Below are 24,020 nucleotides of genomic sequence, written 5' to 3'. Positions count from 1 at the left end.
AACGCATGACAACGCAGTCGGTCAGACATCTCATCATTGGCGGCGGCATCATCGGATGCTCCATCGCGTATCACCTCGCACGGTCCGGTGAGACGGATGTTGTTCTTCTGGAAAGGGCGTCCCTGACCGAGGGGGCCACCTGGCATGCGGCGGGGCTTGTCGGGCAGTTGCGGTCATCACGCAACACGACGCGGATGCTGAAACGGTCCGTGGCACTGTATGATCGTCTGGCCGAAGAAACCGGGATGGCGTTCGACTGGAAGAAAGTCGGAAGCCTGCGCCTGGCGGCAACCAAAGAGCGGCTTCTGGAAGCCAAGCGCCTGGCGACAATGGCCCGCAGCTTTGATCTGGAGATGGAGATAATCTCGGCGGCAGAAGCCAAAACGCTGTTTCCCTATATCGACGCGAAGGGATTGGAAGGCGCGGCCTTTATCCCCTCGGACGGTCATGTCGATCCCGCAGGCCTGTGTCAGGCAATCGCGACCGGCGCCCGGATGCACGGTGCCAGGATCCGCCAATCCGTAGAGGTCACCGATTTTGAAATCCACAACGATCGCATCACCAAAGTGATGACATCGGAAGGGGATTATGAAGCGGACACCGTCGTTCTGGCCGCCGGAATGTGGAGCCGCGAACTGGCCGCCAAACTCGGGGTCGTTGTCCCGGCCTGCGCCGTCGAGCATCAATACATCGTAACAGAACCCCTGCCCGACCCCGATCTTGTAAAACGCCTGCCAACCCTGCGGGATCCCGAGCGGCTGGTGTATTACAAACCGGATGCAGGCGGGAGGCTTGTGATCGGCGGGTATGAGGACAACACGCTGCCGTTCGGCGACAGGGGCATTCCGGGCGCGTTTGTCCGGCAGCTTTTGCCCGACAACCTAGAGCGGTTTGCCCCCCTTGCCGAACTGGCAGGTCAGGTAACGCCGGTCGTCAACACGGTTGGACTCCGGCAGGTCATCAACGGCCCCATCCCTTACTCCGCGGATGGCGATTTTGTCATGGGATGGGCGCCTGAACTGCGAAACCTGATGCTGGCGACCGGATTTCTGTACGGCATCGCGGCAGGTGGTGGCGCAGGAGAGATGATCGCCGAGTGGATTGTCGATGGCCGCCCGAGCCTTGATCTGTGGCCTCTGGACGTACGCCGGTTCAGTCCGCATCACGCCACGCGCGCCTTCATGTATCCCCGCGCGGTGGAGCATTACGCGCATCATTACAAGATGCGATATCCGGGGCAGGAGGCGGAAACGGCCAGAAACCTGCGTCTGTCGCCCCTGCATGAGCGGCTGAAACAACATGGTGCCGTATTCGGGTCCAAGAATGGCTGGGAACGGCCGCTCTGGTTTGCTCCGGCCGGTGTAGAGTCGGTGGATCAGTTGGATTTCCTGTCTCCGGGTTGGAAAGCCTATGCCGAGCAGGAACACAAGGCCGCGCGCGACGGGGTCGTTCTGATCGATCAAACCAGTTTTTCAAAGTTCGAACTGATCGGCCCCGGCGCGCTGGAGGCCCTTCAAAACCTCGCCGTTTCAAACATGGACAAGCCGGATGGCGCGGTGATCTACACCCAATTGTGCAATGATCGCGGCGGCGTTGAAGCCGATATCACCGTCACCCGATTGGGGCGGGAACACTTTTATATCGTGACCGGGTCCGGATTCGGCGTGCATGACGCGGACTGGATCCGACGCCACCTGCCCCGCGACGGGTGCGCGCAGCTGATCGAAATGACGTCGGCACGCGCCGTCATCAACATCTGCGGCCCCAAAGCGCGAGATGTGATGCAGGCCGTTGCGGAAGAAGACGTCTCGAACGTTGCGTTTCCCTTTGCAACGGCCCGAGAGATCACTCTGGGAACGGCAAAGGTCCGCGCGATCCGCATAGGCTATGTCGGAGAGCTGGGATGGGAGCTGCATATTCCGACCGAGTTCGCCCTGCATGTCTATGACCTGCTTTGGCAAACCGGTCAGAGCCATGGCATCCGCGACATCGGCTACCGCACGATCGAGTCCTTGCGGCTGGAAAAAGGCTATCTTTACTGGAGCGCCGACATCACTCCCGACTATTCGCCAATCGAAGCGGGCCTTGGCGCGCGGGTACATCTGAAATCCAAACAGGACTTCATCGGGCGACCGGAGCTGGAGGCGCAGAAAGCGAAGGGTCCCGACCGGCGGCTCTGTACATTCATCACCGACGTGCGGCTGCCGATCACCGGAGGGGAGACCATACTGCATTGCGGCAAAACAGTCTCGCTGGCGTGCAGCGGTGGCTATGGGTTTACCGTCGGCAAGAGCATCCTCTACGGTTATCTGCCTGCGGGACTGGCTGGTGGGTCAGATTTCGAAGTGGAGGTGTTCGGCGAACGCCACGCCATCCGCCGCGTGGACGGGCCGCTTTACGACCCGGCAAACAGCCGGTTGAAAGCCTGAGGGAGAGAGCGATGCAGAATGAACCAACAAATGAGATTATTCAGGCCCTTCGCAACGTGGCGGGGTTCGAAACCCTTGCCGAGGCGGACATTCACACCCAGCGGCTGGGCGGGTTGACCAATCTGGTCTATCGCGTCGAAGGCGGGCCAAAGACGGTGATCGTGCGCATCCCCGGTGAAGGCACCGAAGCCTATATCGACCGCGCAGTTGAAATCCACAACGCACGGGTGGCGGCGAAAACCGGGGTCGGCCCCGAAGTTCTGTGGGCAGACGCGGCATCCGGCGTGATGATTAGTGATTGCGTACCCGACATCGTCACGATGACACCCGAGATGTTTGCGACGCGTCCCGGGTCTGCCGCCCGAGCGGGTAAGGCGCTGAGGGAGCTTCATGATGCCCCCGAGCCGTTCAAGTTTCGGTTCGAGCTGTTTTCGATGATCAACGACTACATGAAGGTGCTTGCGGACAAAAACGCGACCCTGCCAGAGGGTTACGCGGACGTCGTGGCCGAGGCGGCCCCGATCCGCGAGGTGCTGCGGGACAAACCCGGAGCATTGGTCCCGAGCCATTGCGACCCGCTGTGCGAGAATTTTCTGGATGACGGCCAGCGCATGTGGATCGTGGATTACGAGTATTCAGGCATGAACGATGCCCTTTGGGATCTGGGTGATCTGTCGGTCGAAGCCGGGCTGAACGACGAACAGGAACTGGAATTGTTGACGGCCTATTTCGACGGCCCGCCGAGCGAGGCTCAGATCGGGCGCATGGTGATCTACAAAGCCATGTGCGACCTGCTGTGGACGCTGTGGGGATTGATCCAGCATGCGGATGAAAACCCCGCCGAAGATTTCTGGGCCTATGCCACCAACCGGTTCGAGCGGTGCAAAGCCCTGATGCTGGCCCCGTCCTTTGCGGCCCATGTGAAAGCCGTGGCCGAGGAATAGGGTTCATCCACGGCCGGATCCGCCCTGGATACCGGATGTTTCCTGCCTCGTCTCAGATCTTTGAGCCGCTTTCCCTGGTGCCGGGATGCCCGGGAAGAACGGGCCGGGCAAAATACGGGATGCGCCTGGAACTTAGATGTTTCCATTCGAAGCACGTTTGGGGCGTCGGCTTCTTGCTGGTGCTCGGGTTGAGTCTGCCTTTCTGCCCGGTATCTCATGTCGGCCACGGCACTTTTGCACCTCTGTCAGCCTTGACGTGGCGTCAGGCGCAGACCTGCCTATCCGGTCGTTCAGCCGCCCTGAAACCTTGCCAACTAAGTCAACTTGAGACTTGAACCTTATGATTTCCAAGGAAAAGCGCGTGACGACGTGGTAGTTTTGAAGTAAATCGGTCAATCAATGTAACAAGTTAACAGTGCCGCCTGTTCCTGCTATGGATTCAGCATGAATACCTCTCTACTTTTGGATTATACATATACATTATGTATATGTATTAAGGGGAAAACAGGGGGACAGTTATGGAAGGAGTCGCAAGACAATGACGCGAGTCCTTGAGGCATCACCACGCATTTCAAAAGTCCTTCATCTGGCAGATCTGAATGACTATGCCACTCTGTTTCAGAGAGAGGGCGTAGACGACGAGATTCTGGACGAATTGACGGATCCGGAACTGCGTGATCTCGGGTTGACGGTTGGTGAAAGGAAGCGCTTTCGAAAGGCGCAGGCCAGGCTGAAATCGCAGGAAGCGTCGAAGCGGCCCGAAGTCCAGTCCAAGGCCGAGCGGCGGCAGCTGACTTTGGTTTTCTGCGATCTTGTGGGGTCGACCCGGCTGGCTCAGCGATATGATCCGGAAGACCTGATGCAGATCATGAACCTGTATCTGGATACGGCGATCGGCACCCTGAAACAGCACGGCTGCCATCTGGCCTATCGGCAGGGCGACGGCATCATGGTGTATTTCGGATACCCCAAGGCCATGGAAGATGATGCCGAACGGGCCGTACGAGCCGTATTGGAGACCATCGAGGCCGTTCAGAACCTTGAAAACGAGTTTGGAGAAAAGCTCGACCTGCGGGCAGGCATTGCGACCGGCATGGTTGTCGTGGGCGTCGTTTCCTCGAAAAGCCTGGGGTCTCAGGACTTTCTGGTGGGTGAAACGGCGAATCTTGCATCCCGCCTTCAGGGGCTGGCCGAACCGGGTGAAGTGATCATTTCTTCAGAAACCTGGAGGCTGACCCAGGGTGCCTTTGAATTCGAACCACGTGGCAGCCACGAGCTGAAAGGCTTTGACAATCAGCGCAAAGTCTATCGCGTGGTGTCGGAAATCATGTCCTCCAGCCGGTTCGACGCACGGGTGGGTCAATCTGCGGTCGATCTTGTCGCCCGGCATGACGATCTTTCAACCCTGACCCGGCTTTGGAACGAAGCGCAGAAAGGCTCGGGCCGGCTGGCGCTTGTCAGGGGGGCTGCGGGAATCGGCAAGTCGAGGCTGATCAAGTCACTGTCTGAATCAATAGGGGTCAAACCCTTTACATTGCAGTGCATCCCGCACCTGACCAGTCTTCCCCTGCACCCGATCGTAGGGGAACTGAGGCGCGTTTCTGGCGATAAATCAAATGACAGCATCCGGGCTGCGATTTCGGACTTCGTGCAATCGGCCTCACGGCTGAGTGACGCGGACTTGCCCGTTCTTCTGGATCTGGCAGGTGTCGAGACCGGCGCCCCGACAGAATCCGACCCGTTGAAGAAGGCGCGCAAATCCCTTGACGTGATGCTGCGCAGTCTGGGCAGCCTGTGTGACAGGCGCGGCACGTTGTTGCTGGTGGTCGAAGACGTTCATTGGGCCGATGCAACCACGTTGGATGTACTGGACGCGCTTGCATCCGCCTTGAGCAACTTTCCGGTACTGGTGGTTCTGTCACACCGACCTGAATACGAACCTCCGGAACATTTCGAGAGCCGAGCCGCGCGCATTGATCTGTCTCCGCTTGGCAACACCGAGGCATCCGAACTGGTCCGGCGCGTGGCCGAGCCGTACAGCTTGCCTGTCATCCTGATCAGGCAGATCATCGAAAAGGCGGATGGCGTGCCGCTGTATATCGAAGAAATGACAAAGGCGGTTCTGGACCAGCTGCCTCAGGATGCCCCGATCAATGCCGAGGTTCTGGATACACTGAGCGTCCCGGCCACCCTTCAGGACTCGCTGATGTCGCGTCTTGACCGAATGGAACATGCCAAGCCAGTCGCTCAGCTCGGATCGGTTATCGGGCGCAGTTTCACCGCTCAGATGATCCACGCTGTGGCGCATGAAGACATGGATGTGGAAAGCGCCCTCATGCAGCTTATGGCGGCTGGCGTCGTGCTGATCACCAGCGATTCAGGGTCGGCCACATACACGTTCAACCACGCGCTGGTTCAGGATACGGCCTATAATTCGTTGCTGCGGGAAGACCGGCAGAAGGTGCATCTGAAAATCGCCCGGGCCTTGCTGGACGGTCACAATGCATTCGGCAGTCCGGCCCCCGATACCGTCGCGCATCATTGCGATCTTGGCGGATTGAAGGATGAGGCCGTTGCGAATTGGGTCACGGCAGGTGAACTGGCGTTGTCCCGGCTGGCGAACCTGCCTGCGATTTCCGCTTTCCGGGCTGCCCTGCGCAACATCGGAACCATGAAGGCCAACGCAGATCGCGATGGCTTCGAGCTTCGGGTTCAGATGAATATTCTGCCCGCGTATATGGCGATCTACGGGTGGTCGTCCGATCAGGTCGGCGAAACTGCCGCCCGGGCGATGGAACTGGCCCAGACTTTGGGCGACGGCGAGACGCTTTTCGCCGCAACCTTCTGCCGTTGGACCCATTTCTTTGTTGCCGGTCAGATGAACCGCGCGATGGAAATGGGACAGGCGCTGGATATGATGGCCGGCATGACCGAAGACCCCGTCGCCAATGTGCTTGCGGCACGGGCCCTGAGCTTTACGCATTACTTCCGCGGGGAATTTGCGGAATGCGAACAACAGCTGGAGCGCGCATTCGCCCTGATCACGCCCGAGCTGGATATGGCCATGATGCCCATGACCCAGTCTTCTACGGCCGCGTCATTGCTGGCCATTCAGGGATGCCTGCTGTGGCAGCAGGGAAAGCTCGAAAAAGCCGAGGCCGCGCGCCTGGAAGCCATCGAGGTCAGCAGGCCGCTGAACCACGCACCCAACCTTGTCTACGTCATGGGCGCTTGCAGCATGTTCCTGCCCTATGCGGGGGAATGGGACCGGCTTGATGTGACGATGAAAGAAGCCAGAAAAGTCGCGGATGAGGAAGGGTTTCTTTACCTTCACGCGATGCAGGACATCTATATGGGTCTCGCGCAGGCCGGGAAAGGCGATATCGCAGGCGTTCCGGAACGCATCGAGGCATGCATGAACCTGATCTCCAAATCTGGTGGAAACTTTACTTTTCCACAGAATCAGATTGTTCTGTCTGAGTTGATGATTGATCACGGAGATGTTGATCAGGCTTTGGACCGGCTCGAAGCCGTCTGCATTCCCGGCTGGGAACGCGGCGAGACGTTGAACAAACCTGAATACCACCGTGTGCGAGCAAAGGCTTTTGCCGCAAAAGGGGACTTGGACGCTGCAATCAGCGAGGCGGAACAAGCGCTTTCGCTTGCCCGGGATTGCCGTGGAGTTGTTCAGGAGCAGCGGGCCCGCGATCTGCTGGACAGATTGAAAGAAGCAAAATGAACAAGATTGACTGCCCCGCCGAATTGGGCAGCAGCACCGAGAGGGATTTACAATGACCGATGCATTGGATTGGAACGAAGATCAGTGGAGCGCCGTGAACAAGGCCGTTCATGACGAGGCACTGCGCGCCCGGGTGGCCGCCAGTTTCCTGCCCCTGTACGGACCGCTGCCCGCTGACACGCAGTCCGTTCCGCTGAACAAGCTGGATCTGGTCGACAACTCATCTGGTGCATCCAAGCAGCGGCTTGACGTGAACGATTATGACACGCTGCGCCTTACCACCGTATCGGTGAACGTGTACCTGAAAGGCGCACAGGTGGCTGATCCGGAACTGACGGCTGCTCAGATCATGTTCCGCCGAGCGGCCGCCGTTGTGGCACGGGTAGAGGATGACATCATTTTCAACGGTCAACCCGGCACCGGACAGGCCCCCAAACACGCTGGCGGCGCGCCCGACTCATTGCCGCAGATCTATACGATCAGCGGCGGTGGCAAATATCCGGGATTGCTTGAAGCAGGCGAAGGCAAAACCAATTCCGCGACCAAAAAGAACTATACCGGAACCGAGGTTTTCGAGGCCGTCGTCGAGGGCATCAGCAAGCTGGAAACGCATGGCTATCTGGGCCCTTATGCCTGTGTGATGGGCAATGGTCTGTTCCGTGCGGTCACGACTCCGCTGCCGAATTCGATGGTGCTGCCGCGTGACAGCATTCTTCCGTTCCTGGACGGGCCGTTGCTGCGTTCCAGCACCCTGCCCGCGAACAAGGCAGTGCTTGTGTCCCTGCTGGGTGCACCGGTTGAAATCGTCGTGCCTTCGGATATCGCCGTGAAGTACCTGCAAACCTCTGCCGAGGGCGAGCACGTCTTCCGCGTGCAGCAGAAATTCCATCTCAGGATCAAAGAAGCTGAGGCCGTCCGCACGATAACCTGTTGACCGGAGATCGGGTCGTGCGCGAGTTTACAGATCGGGGCGTTACCCTGCGTTGGTCCGAGGCGATCAACGCAGACGGTCTCAGTCGGGTACTGGTGGAAGCAGGTCCATCCGTGTCGTCGCATGACTCGCTACGTCTGATCTGTTCGGAAGAAGGCGGCCCCGAGCGTGCCATTCGCGGGTGGCCCGTGTTGCGAGACCCGCAAACCGGGTTTCAACAATTCGCAGCCATTTTGCCGTCCGTGACACAGGAAAAAACCCTGTCCTGGCGTCCGGTGCTGACGTCGGGAGGGCGCGAATATGATCCCGGGCCGGAAAAAGCAGTTCAACCTGCCGCACCGGAACCGACAAAAACCGCAGTGACGTCGCCGGTACTGGAACATGTTGCCAAATTTGTGGTGCCGTTCGAAAGCAGCTTTCACCCCTCGGGCGAGACGCCGGATGGGATCTGGCTGCATTTCGCCATCAAAGAAGGTGGCACCGTCGAAGGCCCGCATCTGAAAGGGGTGATCGAACCGATCGGAGGAGACTGGATGCGCGTTCGGCCCGATGGCGTGGGGCTGCTTCATGCAAAGGCGCTTATCAGACCGTCCACCGGGAAAGCTCCGATCCTGTTCGAAGATACGGGTGTGTGTGACTTCGGCCCGGACGGATATGCGGCCTTGGCCAAGGGCAATCTGCCCGCTTCGGCTCCGGTACGGCTTGCGCCGCGTTACCTGACCTCGAATCCGCATTTCAGCTGGATGAATCGGGTGCAGGGTTTTGGCATTGGCGAAGCCAGCCTGTCAGACATCACCCTGCGCTTTGACGTCTATTCCGCGAAAGGAATTTCCGATGCCTGACAAGGTTGTCATTCTTGGAGGCGGCGTGGCCGGAATGAGCGCCGCGCACGAACTGATTGAACGCGGGTTCGAGGTCGAAGTCCACGAACGCCAGCTGATCCCCGGCGGCAAGGCCCGCAGCATCCCCGTAATGAAGGGTGAAGGGGATCATGGCTCAAAAGCAAAACACATCAAGGCACTGGAGAAATGGGCCGAGATGGATGGGGCCAGTTATCCGCCCGGCGTGAAACGCCCCTGGCTGCCCGGCGAACATGGGTTCAGGTTCTTTCCGAACTTTTATCGGCATATCACCGACACGATGGCCCGCACGCCGTATTACGACAAGGGCACATGCTTTGACAATCTGGTCCCGACCACTCAGGTTCTGGTCAGCCAGTTCGACAAGCCCGGCATCATTGTCCCGGAACGGTTTCCCCGCACGCTCAAGGATGTCGCGGATGCCTTCAAGACCATTGCCTTCGCGCTGTCGCCGAGGGACCAGATCGCGTATGAGGATGTCGAACATTTTGTCGCCTGCATGTGGCGGATCGCGAGTTCCTGCAAGGAACGCCGGTTCGACGAATATGAACGGATCGGTTGGTGGGATTTCATCGGCGCGCAGGACCGTTCGGAAGCCTATCAGAAGTTCCTTGCCATCGGCCTGACCCGTTCGCTGGTGGCCGCCAAGGCCACGACGGCAAGCACGAAGACAGTGGGGGACATTGCTATTCAGCTTCAGCTGGGCATCGCCACACCCGAACCCCACTGCAACAGGCTGCTGAACGGGCCCACCAATCTTGTCTGGATTCAACCGTGGCTGGATTATCTGACAAGCAAAGGGGTCGTGTACAATTTTGACTCCAAAGTCACCGGAATCGAGTGCCGGAACGGGCGGATTATCGGCGCGACAGTCGAACAGGATGGTAAAGAAAAGCAGGTCACGGGGGACTGGTTCATCAGCGCCATGCCGATTGAACGCATGGCACCGCTTGTGACCCCGGAAATGATGGCGGTTGACCCCGCACTTGCCAAGTTGCCCTTGCTGGCCAATGACGTGCAATGGATGAACGGCATTCAGTTCTATCTGACCAAGGACGTTGAACTGACCCATGGCCACGTCATTTTCATCGACAGCCCATGGGCTTTGACGGCTGTGTCGCAAAAACAGTTCTGGCACCAGATTGATTTCGACAACTGGGCTGAAGGAAAGACAAAAGGCCTGCTGTCGATCGACATTTCCGAATGGGACAAACCCGGTCTGAACGGGAAGACAGCGCGTAATTGCAGCCGGGAAGAGATTGCAAGCGAGGTTTGGGAACAGGTCAAGCGCGGCATCAACGTGGATGGCCAAACCGTTTTGCGGGACGAGGATATGCATTACTGGTTCCTCGATCCCGATATCGTTCAAGACCCGAACGACCCCAAGCGTCAAAGCAATGTCGAACCCTTGCTGGTCAACCGTATCAACAGCTGGCGCTTGCGCCCGGATGCGGCCACATTGATCCCGAATTTCTTTCTGGCATCGGATTACGTGCGCACTTTCACCGACCTTGCCACGATGGAAGGGGCGAACGAGGCCGCGCGCCGTGCCGTCAACGCCATCCTTCAGCGCAGTGGATCGGATGCAGAGCCCTGCCAGATTTGGGATCTGCACGAGCCCGACATCCTCAAACCGCTGCGTGCCTATGATTACGCCCGCTATCAGGCTGGCCTTCCGTGGGACAACCGGTTCGCGGTCGCGGTCGAAGCCGCGCTGAAAATGGGTCAGGACACGGCAGGAGTTGAGCGCGGCGGTGATGGCCCCCTTGCCGCCATAGGAGAACCGGCAACGGAATATTCAAAACCTGGCGGTATCACCGAGGAGCCAGCCATTGCCGAAGCGCTTCGAATGATCTGCCCCCCGAAAGAGCTGTTCGACCTCATCGCGAATTACGAGCCCACTGCCGATCTGCCGATCCCGGGGGATGAGTTGGCAGAAGATGTCGCGTATGATCTGGGTCGGGACAGCGGTCAATCAGGTGCCCTGTCCAGGGCCTTGCCCGTTTCGGATGCACCGCTTTCTGCTTTTGGCGCCGGTTCGGAACGATCCGGTGCGCGGGAAAACAAAAGTCGCGTGATCATCACCCAGAAGGGCTGAGCCTGTGAAACCCGGAACCGCGCATTTGGATCCTGCGGCGAAACAGGATTTTCTGAAAACCCTGACCTCCTACGGGGATCAGGCGCGCGAAACGCTGTTGGGCCTGTTGCCGACGGGTGAGCCTCAGGCCTATCTGTATGGCCCGATGCGCGATTACATCGAAACCTCGGGTAAGGGTCTGAGGCCTGCGCTGTTACTGGCGACATGCGAAGCCTTCGGCGGAAACAGCGAGAATGCGAAGGTCTCGGCAGCAGTTCTTGAGCTGTTGCACAATGCCTTTCTGATCCATGACGACATCGAAGATCAAAGCGATTTCCGGCGCGGGCGCGAATGTATGCACAAGCGGCTTGGGGTTCCCCTGGCGATCAATACCGGCGACGGGATGCAATCGCTTGCCCTGCGCCTGCTGCGTCAAAACCTGGGACCGTTGGGCCCGGAAACCGGTATGCGCGTGGTGGATGAGTTCGACCATCTGTTGCAGCAATCCATCGAAGGTCAGGCGTTGGAACTTGGCTGGATTCGCGACAATCGTTTGAACGTCGATGCATCAGATTATCTGAGGATGTGTCTGAAAAAGACCTGTTGGTACAGTTTCATTCACCCGATGCGCATCGGGGCCCTGATTGCACGGCCACATGATGTCGAGTCCGGTGCGCTTAATCTGGATGATTTCAATGCCTTTGGCTTTTTCCTGGGTGCAGCGTTTCAGATTCAGGACGACGTCTTGAATCTCGTCGGCTCTCAGGACAGTTACGGCAAGGAAATCGGCGGGGACATCTATGAAGGCAAACGCACGCTGATGCTGGGCCAGCTTGGCCTGAAGGCGGAAGAGCCCGAACAGGCACGGTTGGCCGAGATGCTGTCAAACCCACGCGATGCCCGGTCGACGCAAGATGTCGCCTGGGTGCTGGAGCGCATGAACCATTACGGCAGCATCCGCTATGCACAAGACGCGGCAAATGATCTGCTGGCCTCGGCCCGGAGTGAGTTCGCGCGGGTGTTCGCGGGTACAGAAGACGCGCCGCGCGCGTTTCTGGGACAGTTCATGGACTATCTCGTGACCCGTCAGGTCTGAGCGCCCGCCACCTCGAACACCACCACGACCGAGGTCTGGTCCGTTCCGGTACAGGCGATCCGGCCATGATATTCACCGGGTTCGGTGAGATCGGGTATAGTGACGGCAACAGCAACATCCGTTGCTTCCCCCGGTTCAAGCTGGATTTGTGGCGGGATCACATTGATGCGGTTAGCCGGCAGAATGTCCCCGTTCGGGTTGGTCAGATCCCCCGGTTCGAACTGCATCTGAACAGGGGCCGCGCCTTCCGGTGCTTCAAAGGACAGCAGAATGGTGGCGGTGCCGCCGGGATGACAGGTTTTGCGGCACCTGAACGGACCGTCCAGATGCTGCTGCGGGCCCCGTTCCCTGTCGAGCACGCGGCGCGCTATATCGGAAATCGGTTGATTGTCAGGCTGCGGAGCAATCGGGCTGACCGCCCGAGATGCACTAACATATGGTTTTCGTTCGAAATACGGCATGCCTAACTGTGCACGTGCTGCACGGATCAGTAAATGGCAAATTCACGTTCTGCGATCAGAGTTCACTTCCCTTTCCAGACCGGGTCTCTTTTCTCGGCGAAAGCGCGCGCGCCTTCCAGTTGATCTTCGCTGGCATAGAGAACGTCCACGGTTCTGAGCTGACGCTTGGTGATGCGATTCATGGCATCCTGAAACTTGGCATCTTCGGCATCGCGTACGATTTCCTTGATCGCGGCATAAACCAGGGGCGGTCCCGAGGCCAACAACCGGGCCAGTTCCCAGGCGCGGTCCATCAGTTGATCCGCGGCGACGATCTCGTTCACCAGACCCCAGCGATTGGCTTCTTCGGCGTCGAACCAACGGCCGGTAAGCAGCAACTCCATCGCGATGTGGTAAGGGATGCGCTTGGGCAGTTTGACGCTGGCCGCGTCCGCGACAGTCCCCGAGCGGATTTCCGGCAGGGCGAACGTGGCGTGATCGGCGGCAAGGATCATATCGGCTGACAGGGCCAGCTCCAGCCCGCCGCCACAGGCGATGCCGTTGACGGCCGCGATCACGGGTTTGTTCAGGTCGCGCAGCTCTTGCAGGCCGCCGAACCCTCCGACGCCATAGTCCCCGTCTACCGCATCCCCGTCGGCCGCTGCTTTCAGGTCCCAGCCCGGACAAAAAAACTTCTCTCCGCCGCCCGTCAGAATGGCCACGCGCAGCTCTGGATCGTCGCGAAACGCGGCGAACACCTCACCCATCCTGCGGCTGGTGACAAGATCGATGGCGTTGGCCTTGGGCCGGTCCAGCGTCACCTCAAGGATCGCTCCGTCGCGGCGGGTTTTGATCGGGTCCATATCTCAGGCCTTTCTTATCAGTGCATCCACGGCAACGGCCTTGTCCGGCGTGCACAGGAGCGGGTTAATCTCGACCTCGCCAAGCGTGTCGGCATTTTGCATGACATAGGCCTGAACGGCGTCGACTGCGGCGATGATTGCATCCATATCAGCCGCCCGTTGGCCGCGATAGCCTGCCAAAAGCGGGGCGATTTTCAGTTTGCCAAGCGCGGCACGGATGTCCTCGAGCGCGCTTGGCACCAGCACCGACGCCGTATCGCGCAGGATTTCAGTCAGCACGCCCCCCGCCCCCAATGTCAGGACAAACCCATGCGCCGGGTCACGGACGACACCGACCAGCAATTCAACAACGGTTCCGGTGATCATCTCTTCGACCAGGATATCTTCGGTGCCGATGTCAGCGGCCACACTGGCCACGTCTTTGGTTTGAATGCCCAGCCGAACAGCGGCGTGTTCGGATTTATGCGCAAGCCCAACACCTTTCACGGCAAAGGGGGCTTCCATATCCTGCGCTGCTGCGAGGGCTGCCGCTGGCCCAGAAACCGTGCAGGTTCGGGGGATATGCAGGCCGCATTCAGCAAGCGCCTGCTTCGACTCGCCTTCGGTCAGGGTTTGGGTCGCCTCAGCCGTTCCCGGCAACCAGACAGGATGCGCGGACGGGGCCGAGATCTGACCAGCCGCGCAGGTGGCCGCCAGTGCCTCGCGCAGACCCATGAACGGAATTACACCACCGGCCATCAGGTCCTGCGCGACGTCTTCAGGCAGAAGTTCAGGCAGCGTCGCAACAATCGCAAACCGAGCACCGGTTTCGGCACGCACTCTCAACGCAGCGCGGGTCGCGCAACTCCAGTCAGTCGGATCCGTCGTCGGATAGTCGACGATCGAGAACGTCAGGTCGATGTCTTCACCCGTCATGCCCGACCATGCCTGTGCCATCGCTTCTTCGTCGCGCCATATATAAGTGTGATAATCCAGCGGGTTGTTCAGCGCGACCATGGGGCCGAGCGCGTCGCGCAGACGCGCCCTTTTGTCATCGCTCAACTGCGGGAAACGCAGTCCCGTACCAACGGCCATATCCGCGATCAGGCTGGCCTCACCCCCTGAACAACTGATCGAAGCGATGCTGCCACCCGGCAGCGGTCCATAGCAGTGCAACAGTTTCAGCGTTTCAAGAAAGTCGGGCAACGCGGACAGACGCGGAATGCCCAGCCGGTCCAAAAGGGCCTGTGCGCCCGCATCACTGCCCGCAAGAGACGCGGTATGCGAAATGGTGGCCGCCTGCGCCTGTTCCGATGCGCCCACTTTGAGGGCGACCAGCGGGATGCCTTTGGAATAGGCCTTGGCGGCCAGCGCCTCCCATTGCCGGATGTCCTTGAACCCTTCGATATGCAGACCCACCGCGGTTACGCGCGGATCGTCGATCAAGGCCGAGGCGATTTCGGCCTGGCTGGTCTGGGCCATGTTTCCGCAGGCCATCATATAGGCGATCGGCAACCCACGTTTCTGCATGGTCAGGTTGATCGAGATGTTCGAACTTTGCGTCAGGATCGCCACGCCCTTGTCAATCGGGGTCGCCCCGTGCTGGTCCGGCCACAACAGCGCCCCGTCCAGCGCGTTGATGAAGCCATAGCAGTTCGGGCCAAGAATGGGCATGTCGCCGGCTGCGGCAATCAGTTGATCCTGCAAGTCCCCACCGGTGTCATCTTCGGCAACGGCCTCGGAAAAGCCCGAGGCAAAACACACCGCCCCGCCTGCGCCCATACTGGACAGGACACGAACGGCCTCGATGGTGGCGTGGCGGTTGATACCGATGAAAACCGCATCCGGGGCTTCGGGCAGGTCTTCGATGTGGCCAAAAACCCTGTGGCCCGCAATTTCCGACGCTTTGGGATGCACCGGCCAGATTTGGCCGGCATAGCCCATGCGTTCGGATTGCAGAATAACCTGCTGGCACCACGCGCCGCCGCCGATGACGGCGATGGTTTTCGGGCGCAGCAGCCGGGTCAGGTCTTTGTTCATGGTCAGGCGCCCAGGGGACGAAGAAGATCGCGGCTAATGATGTGGCGCTGGATTTCGCTGGTGCCGTCCCAGATGCGTTCAACCCGGGCATCGCGCCAGAACCGTTCGATCGGGAAATCGTCCATCAAGCCCATCCCGCCGAAGATTTGCAGTGTGGCATCCGTAACCCGCGCCAGCGTTTCCGAGGCATAGACCTTGGCCGAGGCAATCTCGCGGTTCGATGGAAGGTTTTGATCCAGACGCCATGCGGCGGCGAGTGTCAGCCAATCGGCGGCATCAATTTCCGTGATCATGTCGGCGATCTGGAAGCCGACGCCCTGAAACTTGCCGATGGGCTGGCCGAACTGCTTGCGCTCGGCCGCATAGTTCAGCGCATAGTCAAAGCAGCGCCGTGCGCGCCCGACCGAGAATGCCGCAACCGTCAGGCGGGTTGCATAAAGCCATTCATTCATCACGGCAAAGCCGCCATCGACCTCGCCCAAGACCTGTGCGTCGGGCAGACGGCAATTGTCGAAATACAGGATGTAGTTCTTGTAGCCCTTGTGGCTGACCGAGTTGTAGCCCTCGCGCACTTCAAACCCCGGCGTACCGCGATCCACCAGGAAAGTGGTGATGCGTTTCTTCGGGCCTTTGGGGGTTTCGTCCACGCCGGTCGCGATGAAAACGATGAAGAAATCCGCATGTTCCGCGCCCGAGATGAAATGCTTCGATCCGTTGACAACCCAGTCGCCGCCATCGCGCACCGCCTGGCATTTCATACCACGCACATCCGACCCCGCATCCGGTTCGGTCATCGCCAGGGCGTCCATCTTGTCGCCACGTACGGCAGGCAGAAGATAACGTTCGCGCTGTTCGTCGTTGCAGGCCATCAGGATGTTCTGCGGGCGCCCAAAGAAATGCGTCAGTGCCATTGATCCACGGCCAAGCTCGCGCTCGACCAAGGTGAAATCCAGATGAGACAGGCCCGCACCACCGACTTCCTCGGGGAAGTTGCAGGCATAAAAGCCCAGATCGATACATTTCTGCTTGATCTGCTCGCCCAGCTCAGGAGGCACGGTTCCCGAGCGCTCGACCGCGTCTTCATGCGGGTAGATTTCGTTTTCAACAAAGCTGCGGACCGTCGAGACGATCATTTCCTGTTCTTCTGTCAGACCAAACTGCATGGCGCGTGTTCCCTGGATCGGTGGTTGACCAACCAAACGCCATCACTCATGGTCACGACATGCAGAGTTGATACCTGATCATGCCAAATTCGAATTTTTTGACGCGACAATACAACATTCTGCTCTTCAACGGGTTTTCGAACCATTGCCTTGCAAACATGGTCGAACCGCTCAGGGCTGCGAACAACCTGTCGAGGCAGGTTTTGTATTCGTGGTGTTTCTGTTCCATTGACGGAGACCCCGTTCAAAGTTCCAGCGGCCTTGTCGTTACACCGAATGGTTCAATCTCTGACCAGCAAGGCGATGTTCTGGTGGTCATGCCGTCTTATGGGTATCGCAAGCTGGACACGCGATCGACCACCCGTACCGTGCTGGATGCTGCCAAAAAACACCGGCAAGTGGCCGGATTGGATACCGGCAGCTGGCTGCTGGCCCGCGCCGGTTTGCTGGATGAGCACCGGGCAACCATTCACTGGGACGAACTTTCCCGGTTCGAAGAAAGCTTTCCGGCCGTGGATGCGGTGCAGGAACGTTTTGTCATCGATGGCAACAGACTGACCTGTTCCGGAGCGATGGCCGCGTTCGATCTGGCCTCGGCCCTGATCCGCCGGGATCACGGGCCTCTTTTGTCCATGGAAGTCGGGTATCTTCTGATGAGCCGAAATGGGCAGGATCATTACCCTTTGCCTCTGAAATCCGAAGACACTTTGGTCAATCGCGCACTGGCTGTCATGCAGGCGAACCTTGAAACACCTCTTTCGATCAGGGAATTGGCCCGCAAGATCGGGTGTTCGCAAAAGCGGATCGAAATGCGCGTTCAGGCGGAGCTCAAAACCACGCCGCAGGCGCTGTATCGCCGGCTGCGGCTGAACCTGGCACGCAATCTGGCAGAAGATACCGAACAATCCATCGCCGAAATCGCCGGTCGTTGCGGATATGAAAACGCCAGCGCCATGACGCGGGCTTTCAAGGCAGAATTCGGCCAGACGCCGACTGCGTTTCGCCACCGAAGCCTGTAGGACGGCTGAAGGGGGTGCGCAAGGCGATGCCCGCTTACCTCAAGAACCAAGGAAAACCATGGAGGTTATTCCAGCGAGACCCACAGCACCTTGGCGTCTTCTTCGCTGGTCGAAATACACCCATGCCCCATTCCGCTGTCATAATAGAGCGAGTCACCGGCCTTCATTGGCAAAGGGCGGTAATGTTCAGACACGAAGATGAGTTCACCGCTGAGCACATACATGAATTCTTCTCCGGAGTGTCGGATCCACGTCTCGAACTCCGACAGGTCGCGCGCCTTGATTGTCGCGATATAGGGCAGCATCCGCTTGCTGGTCAGTTCGGGGCAAAGCAGTTCATGCAGGTAAGTGGGCGTATCCTTGATTTCCCCCTCGCCTTTCGGAGTGAAATCACGGCGGCCTGAAATGCCGGATTGACCCGACTGAAGAAACAACTGCGGGGTGCTCATATCCAGGGCCTGCGTCAGACGCCGCACAATGTCAAAGCTTGGCTTTGTCTGGTTGTTTTCGATCTTGGACAGCGTCGACCGCCCGATACCCGCAGCGCGACCGGCTTCTTCCAGAGTCCACCCTTTCGCGCGCCGCGCATCGCGGATGGAGCGGCCCAGGGCCTCACCTTCATCCGGAACTTCCTGTCCGGAAACATCATTTCGGCCTTCGTCGCCCATTGAATTCCCCTGTTTTATCAAAGGTTACATGCCTCCCAGTATATACGCAACTTCTTGAATAAGAGATTTTTGTTGCCGAAAGCGCATTATTTCCCCTATAGGAAACAAAGTTTCGTACTGAGGATTCGGGGCAAATGGAGGAGACCATGTTCAAGACGTCGCTAATTGAGGCAGATCCCGTCATTGCCGCGTCCATCTCACGCGAGGGTGAACGTCAGGCGGAGCAGATCGAGTTGATCGCCTCGGAGAACATTGTCTCGAAGGCCGTGATCGAAGCGCAGGGCTCGGTCTTGACCAACAAATATGCCGAAGGCTATCCGGGCCGCCGCTATTATGGCGGCTGCGAATATGTTGACGAAGTCGAAGTCGAGGCCATCGAACGCCTCAAGAAACTGTTTGGCTGTGAATATGCCAACGTACAGCCCCATTCAGGCGCACAGGCCAACGGAGCCGTCAAGCTGGCGTTGCTGAGCCCGGGCGATACCATTCTTGGCATGTCGCTGGACGCCGGTGGCCATCTGACCCACGGCGCAAAACCGGCACAGTCCGGCAAATGGTTCCGGCCCGTACAGTACGGTCTGACCGATGCAGGGCTGATCGACTATGATCAGGTCACCGAATTGGCGCGGGCGGAAAAGCCCAGGCTGATCATCGCAGGTGCGTCGGCCTACTCGCAGAAAATCGACTTTGCCAGATTCCGTGAAATCGCGGACGAGGTTGGCGCATGGCTGCTGGCCGACATGGCTCATATCGCCGGGTTGGTGGCGACCGGCCTGCACCCCTCGCCTGTAGGACACGCACATGTCGTGACCTCGACCACGCACAAGACCCTGCGCGGGCCTCGTGGCGGCATCATCCTGACCAATGACGAAGCGCTGGCGAAAAAGATCAACTCGGCCGTATTCCCCGGCTTGCAGGGCGGCCCGCTGATGCATGTGATCGCAGGCAAGGCGGTGGCCTTTGGCGAGGCACTCAAGCCTGAGTTCAAGGAATATATGCAGCGTGTCGTTGACAGCGCATCGGCCTTGGCAAACGTCATGATGGCGCGCGGATGTGACATCGTTTCCGGCGGCACCCAGAACCACCTGATGCTGGTCGACCTGCGCCCGATCGGCGTGACCGGCAAAGACGCCGAAGCCGCGCTCGAGCGGGCCGGCTTTACCTGCAACAAGAACAGCGTTCCCGGAGATCCGGAAAAACCCACCATCACCAGCGGCATCCGTCTGGGCACCGCCGCCGGGTGCAGCCGTGGCTTTGGCCCGGAAGAGTTCAAGCAGATCGGCCATCTGATCGGGGATGTTCTGGAGGCGCTCGCGCAGTCTCCTGACGGGAACGAAACCGTCGAAAAGGAAACACGCGAACAGGTTCGCGCGCTCTGTGCAAACTACCCGATCTACTGAAAGAACGTGAAATGAATACCTACGACCTCATCGTTATCGGGGGTGGACCGGGCGGCTATGTTGCCGCGATCCGCGCGGCTCAGCTGGGGCTGAAAGTGGCCTGTGTCGAAGGGCGCGGCGCACTGGGCGGTACCTGTCTGAACGTGGGGTGCATCCCCTCCAAAGCGTTGCTGACCTCCTCGGCCAAATTTGCCGAGCTTGCACATCTCTCCTCCCATGGCATTGCGGTCGAGGGGGCCAGCATTGATGTCGGCGCGATGATGGGGCGCAAGGACAAGATCGTCGGTGATCTGACCAAGGGCATCGCGTTCCTGTTCAAGAAGAACGGCGTCGATCTGATCGAAGGCTGGGCCAGCATTCCGGCCCCCGGTCAGGTCAAGGTCGGCGACAGCGTATACGAAACAAAGACCATCCTGATCGCGACCGGATCCGAGCCGACCTCTCTGCCGGGGATTGAAATTGATGAGCGGGACGTCCTGAGCTCGACCGGCGCAATTGCGTTGCAGAGCGTTCCGGATCATCTGGTGGTGATCGGTGCAGGTGTCATCGGTCTGGAACTGGGGCAGGTCTGGGCACGTCTGGGCGCCAAGGTCACTGTGGTCGAATATTTGGATCGCGTTCTGCCCGGCATCGATGGCGAGATCGCCAAGCTGGCGCAGCGGGCGCTGTCTAAACGCGGTTTGAAGTTCCACCTGGGTCGTGCCCTCAAATCGGTTGAGAAAACCGCGGCTGGCCTGACCCTGACCGTGGATCGCGTCGGCAAGGACAAGCAAGAGGTGATCGAGGCCGACAAGGTTCTGATCGCCGTCGGACGCCGCCCCGTCACCCGCGGGCTTGGGTTGGAAGAATTGGGCGTGGCCGTGAACCCGCGTGGTTTCATCGAAGTCGATGAAGCATTCCAAACGTCTGTGCCCGGCATCTATGCCATTGGCGACTGTGTGCCCGGCCCGATGCTGGCCCACAAGGCCGAAGAGGACGGCGTTGCCTGTGTCGAGATGCTGGCCGGCGAAGCCGGTCACGTCGATTACAACACCGTGCCGGGTGTGGTCTACACCGATCCCGAAGTGGCTTCGGTTGGTCAGACCGAAGAGGCACTGAAAGACGTGGGCGTCGAATACGTTGTCGGCAAGTTTGCCTTCATGGCCAACTCGCGGGCGCGTTCGACGGGTGAGACAGATGGCGCAGTCAAGGTTCTGGCCGGTTCCGACGGCGAGATCCTCGGAGCCCATATCTGTGGTGCCCATGGCGGCGATCTGATCGCCGAGTTGGTACTGGCCATGACCAAAGGCGCGACCGTCGCCGAGGTTGCAGCAACCTGTCATGCGCACCCGGCGATGAGCGAGGCGGTCAAGGAAGCCTGCCTCGATGCCATGGGCCGCGCAATCCACGCATAACGAGGGACAGCCAGATGACCATCCAGCTTCGACCACGCCACCCGGAAAAGGCCAGGAAGGCCGACAGCGTGATCCCGCGTAAGCCTGCGTGGATTCGCAAGAAAAAAGGCGACAGCGCCGCGTACTACGAAACCCGGCGTCTGATGCGCGAGCACGATCTGGCAACGGTCTGCGAAGAAGCGGCCTGCCCCAATATCGGTGAATGCTGGTCCAAACGGCACGCCACCATGATGATCATGGGCGAGATCTGCACGCGGGGCTGTTCGTTCTGCAATGTGGCCACCGGCCGCCCCGATGCGCTCGACGCGTTCGAACCCGGCCGGGTTGCGGCGGCGGTCAAGAAGCTGGGCCTGCGCCATGTGGTGATCACGTCGGTTGATCGGGATGATCTGGCCGATGGCGGGGCCGAGCATATCGCCCGGACGATCCGCGCCGTACGCCATCAGAACCCCGGCACCACGGTCGAGGTTCTGACCCCCGACTTCCTGGGCAAGGGCGACGCCGCAAACATCGTCTTTGACGTCGCGCCGGACGTGTTCAACCACAACCTGGAAACCGTCCCGCACCTGTATCCGACGGTTCGCCCCGGCGCGCGCTATTATGCCTCGCTGCGGCTGCTGGACGACGCCAAACGTTCAAACCCCGAGATTTTCACCAAGTCGGGGCTGATGGTGGGCTTGGGTGAAAGCCTGAACGACGTGCGTCAGGTGATGGATGATCTGCGCGCGGCACGTGTCGATTTTCTGACGGTCGGGCAGTATCTGCAACCGACCCCGAAACACCATCCGATTGACCGGTTCTGGTCACCCGAGGAATTCGCCCAACTGGAACAGATCGCACGTTCCAAGGGCTTTTTGCACGTGTCAGCCACGCCGCTGACCCGTTCGTCGTTCCACGCCGACGAAGATTTCACTGCCCTCAAGCAAGCCCGCCAGCGGGCGATCGCGACCGGGGCATAAGCCAAACGCAAATGGGAGGGAAACCATGGAAGCGTTGAATTCAATCGTAGGGGCCATCAATGGCGTCGTGTGGGGGCCGATGATGCTGGTCCTCATTCTTGGCGTCGGCTTCTTTCTACAGGTCGGGCTGAAATTCATGCCGATCCTGCGCATCGGCACGGGCTTCAGCCTGTTGTTCAAAGGCCGTGAAGGTCAGGGCGAAGGGCAGATCAGCCCGTTCAACGCGCTGATGACCTCGCTGTCGGCAACCATCGGTACAGGCAACATCGCCGGTGTGGCCACTGCTGTCTTCCTGGGCGGTCCAGGCGCCTTGTTCTGGATGTGGATGACCGCCCTGGTGGGCATGGCCACCAAATATGCCGAGGCCGTTCTGGCGGTGAAATACCGTGAGAAAGACGAATTGGGCAACTATGTCGGGGGCCCGATGTACTACATCAAGAACGGTCTGGGCGCGAAATGGGCCTGGCTGGGTGTTGCATTTGCCCTGTTCGGCGCGGTTGCTGCCTTCGGCATCGGCAACGGTGTGCAGGCCAACGGTGTGGCGCAGGTCCTGGAATCCAATTTCGGTCTCAACACCTCGGTCACGGGCGTTGTTCTGATGGTTCTGACCGCAGCTGTCATCCTGGGCGGCATCACCCGCATCGGTGCCGTTGCCGGTAAGCTGGTTCCCTTCATGGCCGTTGCTTATATCATCGCAGGCCTGCTGGTTTTGCTCATCAACATCGGCAACATCGGACATGCGCTGTCACTGGTCTTTACCCATGCGTTCACCCCGTCCGCCGCAGAAGGTGGTTTCGCGGGTGCAGCCGTCTGGGCCGCCATCCGCTTCGGCGTGGCACGTGGTGTCTTCTCGAACGAAGCCGGTCTGGGTTCTGCGCCAATCGCACACGCAGCGGCTGAGACCAAGGGTCCGGTCAACCAGGGCCTGATCGCGATGCTGGGGACGTTCATCGATACCATCATCGTCTGCTCGATCACCGGTCTGGCAATCATCGCGTCGGGGGCATGGACATCGGGTGAATCCGGTGCGGCTCTGACCAGCCACGCGTTCGAATTGTCGCTGCCGGGTATCGGTGGGTATCTGATCGCCATCGCTCTGTCGATATTTGCCTTCACCACCATCCTCGGCTGGTCGTTCTACGGCGAGAAATGTGTCGAGTTCCTGTTGGGTGTGAAATCCCTGATGCCCTACCGCGTTCTGTGGATCGTCATGATCTACTTCGGGGCAACTGCAGATCTGGGCTTCATCTGGCTGCTGGCAGACACGCTGAACGCCATGATGGCCATCCCGAACCTGATCGCCCTGGCGCTGCTGAGCCCGATCGTCTTCAAACTGACGAAAGAGTTCTTCGCCTCGGGCGGCAAGTCCGAAGAGCCGGGCGGCACACCTGCCGAATAAGCTCGGCCCCACCAAAACGGGGGGCCAACCCGGCCCCCCGCCTTTGACATAGAATTCCATATCTCGAGGAGAGACGTGATGGCCACGAAAATCCTGCTGCCCATTGATCACACCGACGACCGCTCGTGGAAACTGGCCCTGCCGGTCGCGCTGGAGCAGGCCAAATTCTACGGCGCCGAACTGCATGCGGTTGCCGTCATCCCCGAGATCATCCAGCTGCCGAACCTGCCCGCCAACTATGGTGCCGGCGCCAAAGACCACGTGCGGGGTGCGGTTCAGGCGATTCTGGATCATGCCAAGGCTTCCGACGTGCCGGTTCATGTGGAAGAAGGCAGTGTTTACCGCGAAATCCTGAAGCTTGCCTACAAGGAAGGCTTTGATCTGATCGTCATGGCATCGACCAAGGGCGATTTCCCGAACTACGAGATTGGCCCGAACCTGGCCCGTGTCGTGCGCAATGCGCATTGCACTGTCATGGTCGTTCGCGACCAGTCCCGCTGATTGAAAGGTTGAAGAAATGACCACACCGAAGCGCACGCCCTTGTATGACCTTCACGTCGCACTTGGCGGCAAGATGGTTGATTTTGCTGGGTGGGAGATGCCTGTTCAGTATCCTTTGG

The 24,020-nt window shown here is 59.4% G+C and carries 18 protein-coding genes; 13 read left to right on the top strand and 5 right to left on the bottom strand.

The window, feature by feature from the left end:
* Positions 1–5 precede the first annotated feature (5 nt).
* From ACR0DJ_RS09925 to ACR0DJ_RS09895, 7 genes are all read left to right on the top strand, one after another.
* Positions 6–2,429: a GcvT family protein gene (locus tag ACR0DJ_RS09925; RefSeq protein WP_480684801.1), complete on the top strand. Its 2,424-nt coding sequence runs from the start codon at positions 6–8 to the stop codon at positions 2,427–2,429.
* Between the two features lie 11 nt (positions 2,430–2,440).
* On the top strand, positions 2,441–3,373 hold the full coding sequence (locus ACR0DJ_RS09920; protein WP_480684800.1) for a phosphotransferase: 933 nt from the start codon (positions 2,441–2,443) through the stop codon (positions 3,371–3,373).
* Positions 3,374–3,911: 538 nt separating this feature from the next.
* Positions 3,912–7,112, top strand: coding sequence for an adenylate/guanylate cyclase domain-containing protein (locus tag ACR0DJ_RS09915; RefSeq protein ID WP_480684798.1), 3,201 nt, complete (start codon positions 3,912–3,914; stop codon positions 7,110–7,112).
* 52 nt (positions 7,113–7,164) lie between these two features.
* Entirely contained in the window at positions 7,165–8,046 is an 882-nt protein-coding gene (locus ACR0DJ_RS09910; RefSeq protein ID WP_170345506.1) for an encapsulin, read from the top strand.
* 14 nt (positions 8,047–8,060) lie between these two features.
* A complete protein-coding gene (locus ACR0DJ_RS09905; protein ID WP_257601347.1) occupies positions 8,061–8,885 on the top strand; it encodes a DUF3237 domain-containing protein in 825 nt (274 codons plus the stop codon).
* Positions 8,878–11,001, top strand: a complete 2,124-nt coding sequence (locus ACR0DJ_RS09900; RefSeq protein WP_480684797.1) for a hydroxysqualene dehydroxylase — start codon at positions 8,878–8,880, stop codon at positions 10,999–11,001. The genes ACR0DJ_RS09905 and ACR0DJ_RS09900 overlap by 8 nt, the downstream gene beginning before the upstream one ends.
* A 4-nt stretch (positions 11,002–11,005) precedes the next feature.
* A complete protein-coding gene (locus ACR0DJ_RS09895) occupies positions 11,006–12,076 on the top strand; it encodes a polyprenyl synthetase family protein (protein ID WP_425079521.1) in 1,071 nt (356 codons plus the stop codon).
* Here the strand turns inward: ACR0DJ_RS09895 and ACR0DJ_RS09890 are convergent.
* The 4 genes from ACR0DJ_RS09890 to ACR0DJ_RS09875 form a co-directional block, all read right to left on the bottom strand.
* Entirely contained in the window at positions 12,067–12,537 is a 471-nt protein-coding gene (locus tag ACR0DJ_RS09890) for a hypothetical protein (RefSeq protein ID WP_480684796.1), read from the bottom strand. The genes ACR0DJ_RS09895 and ACR0DJ_RS09890 overlap by 10 nt on opposite strands.
* A gap of 62 nt (positions 12,538–12,599) precedes the next feature.
* Positions 12,600–13,379 carry a carnitinyl-CoA dehydratase gene (locus ACR0DJ_RS09885; RefSeq protein WP_170345511.1) on the bottom strand — a complete coding sequence of 260 codons (780 nt, stop codon included), beginning with the start codon at positions 13,377–13,379 and terminating at the stop codon, positions 12,600–12,602.
* A gap of 3 nt (positions 13,380–13,382) precedes the next feature.
* Positions 13,383–15,398, bottom strand: coding sequence for an acetate--CoA ligase family protein (locus ACR0DJ_RS09880; RefSeq protein WP_480684795.1), 2,016 nt, complete (start codon positions 15,396–15,398; stop codon positions 13,383–13,385).
* A gap of 2 nt (positions 15,399–15,400) precedes the next feature.
* Positions 15,401–16,561, bottom strand: coding sequence for an acyl-CoA dehydrogenase family protein (locus ACR0DJ_RS09875; RefSeq protein ID WP_480684794.1), 1,161 nt, complete (start codon positions 16,559–16,561; stop codon positions 15,401–15,403).
* Between the two features lie 158 nt (positions 16,562–16,719).
* Between ACR0DJ_RS09875 and ACR0DJ_RS09870 the strand changes: the two genes are divergently transcribed.
* A complete protein-coding gene (locus ACR0DJ_RS09870) occupies positions 16,720–17,580 on the top strand; it encodes a GlxA family transcriptional regulator (protein WP_480686251.1) in 861 nt (286 codons plus the stop codon).
* Between the two features lie 65 nt (positions 17,581–17,645).
* On the opposite strand, the gene ACR0DJ_RS09865 is transcribed toward ACR0DJ_RS09870, so the two are convergent.
* A complete protein-coding gene (locus ACR0DJ_RS09865; protein WP_257601341.1) occupies positions 17,646–18,248 on the bottom strand; it encodes a helix-turn-helix domain-containing protein in 603 nt (200 codons plus the stop codon).
* A 146-nt stretch (positions 18,249–18,394) separates the two neighbouring features.
* On the opposite strand from ACR0DJ_RS09865, the gene glyA reads away from it, so the two are divergent.
* From glyA to ACR0DJ_RS09840, 5 genes are all read left to right on the top strand, one after another.
* Positions 18,395–19,648 carry a serine hydroxymethyltransferase gene (glyA, locus tag ACR0DJ_RS09860; protein WP_480684793.1) on the top strand — a complete coding sequence of 418 codons (1,254 nt, stop codon included), beginning with the start codon at positions 18,395–18,397 and terminating at the stop codon, positions 19,646–19,648.
* 11 nt (positions 19,649–19,659) lie between these two features.
* On the top strand, positions 19,660–21,042 hold the full coding sequence (lpdA, locus tag ACR0DJ_RS09855) for a dihydrolipoyl dehydrogenase (protein WP_480684791.1): 1,383 nt from the start codon (positions 19,660–19,662) through the stop codon (positions 21,040–21,042).
* Positions 21,043–21,056: 14 nt separating this feature from the next.
* On the top strand, positions 21,057–22,001 hold the full coding sequence (lipA, locus tag ACR0DJ_RS09850; RefSeq protein WP_480684790.1) for a lipoyl synthase: 945 nt from the start codon (positions 21,057–21,059) through the stop codon (positions 21,999–22,001).
* Between the two features lie 25 nt (positions 22,002–22,026).
* On the top strand, positions 22,027–23,400 hold the full coding sequence (locus ACR0DJ_RS09845; RefSeq protein WP_170345519.1) for an alanine/glycine:cation symporter family protein: 1,374 nt from the start codon (positions 22,027–22,029) through the stop codon (positions 23,398–23,400).
* Between the two features lie 78 nt (positions 23,401–23,478).
* Entirely contained in the window at positions 23,479–23,901 is a 423-nt protein-coding gene (locus ACR0DJ_RS09840; protein ID WP_171635830.1) for a universal stress protein, read from the top strand.
* Positions 23,902–24,020: the final 119 nt, after the last annotated feature.

Source organism: Ruegeria sp. BF10, assembly GCF_056538725.1.
This window is presented reverse-complemented; position numbering and strand designations above follow the sequence as displayed.

Bases quoted from the DNA above. Each gene is read 5' to 3' on its own strand.
- ACR0DJ_RS09845 (WP_170345519.1), top strand. From the start codon at position 22,027: ATGGAAGCGTTGAATTCAATCGTAGGGGCCATCAATGGCGTCGTGTGG.
- lipA (WP_480684790.1), top strand. From the start codon at position 21,057: ATGACCATCCAGCTTCGACCACGCCACCCGGAAAAGGCCAGGAAGGCC.
- glyA (WP_480684793.1), top strand. From the start codon at position 18,395: ATGTTCAAGACGTCGCTAATTGAGGCAGATCCCGTCATTGCCGCGTCC.
- ACR0DJ_RS09910 (WP_170345506.1), top strand. From the start codon at position 7,165: ATGACCGATGCATTGGATTGGAACGAAGATCAGTGGAGCGCCGTGAAC.
- ACR0DJ_RS09900 (WP_480684797.1), top strand. From the start codon at position 8,878: ATGCCTGACAAGGTTGTCATTCTTGGAGGCGGCGTGGCCGGAATGAGC.
- ACR0DJ_RS09870 (WP_480686251.1), top strand. From the start codon at position 16,720: ATGGTCGAACCGCTCAGGGCTGCGAACAACCTGTCGAGGCAGGTTTTG.
- ACR0DJ_RS09840 (WP_171635830.1), top strand. From the start codon at position 23,479: ATGGCCACGAAAATCCTGCTGCCCATTGATCACACCGACGACCGCTCG.
- ACR0DJ_RS09925 (WP_480684801.1), top strand. From the start codon at position 6: ATGACAACGCAGTCGGTCAGACATCTCATCATTGGCGGCGGCATCATC.
- ACR0DJ_RS09890 (WP_480684796.1), bottom strand. From the start codon at position 12,537: ATGCCGTATTTCGAACGAAAACCATATGTTAGTGCATCTCGGGCGGTC.
- ACR0DJ_RS09875 (WP_480684794.1), bottom strand. From the start codon at position 16,561: ATGCAGTTTGGTCTGACAGAAGAACAGGAAATGATCGTCTCGACGGTC.
- ACR0DJ_RS09880 (WP_480684795.1), bottom strand. From the start codon at position 15,398: ATGAACAAAGACCTGACCCGGCTGCTGCGCCCGAAAACCATCGCCGTC.
- lpdA (WP_480684791.1), top strand. From the start codon at position 19,660: ATGAATACCTACGACCTCATCGTTATCGGGGGTGGACCGGGCGGCTAT.
- ACR0DJ_RS09865 (WP_257601341.1), bottom strand. From the start codon at position 18,248: ATGGGCGACGAAGGCCGAAATGATGTTTCCGGACAGGAAGTTCCGGAT.
- ACR0DJ_RS09885 (WP_170345511.1), bottom strand. From the start codon at position 13,379: ATGGACCCGATCAAAACCCGCCGCGACGGAGCGATCCTTGAGGTGACG.
- ACR0DJ_RS09915 (WP_480684798.1), top strand. From the start codon at position 3,912: ATGACGCGAGTCCTTGAGGCATCACCACGCATTTCAAAAGTCCTTCAT.
- ACR0DJ_RS09920 (WP_480684800.1), top strand. From the start codon at position 2,441: ATGCAGAATGAACCAACAAATGAGATTATTCAGGCCCTTCGCAACGTG.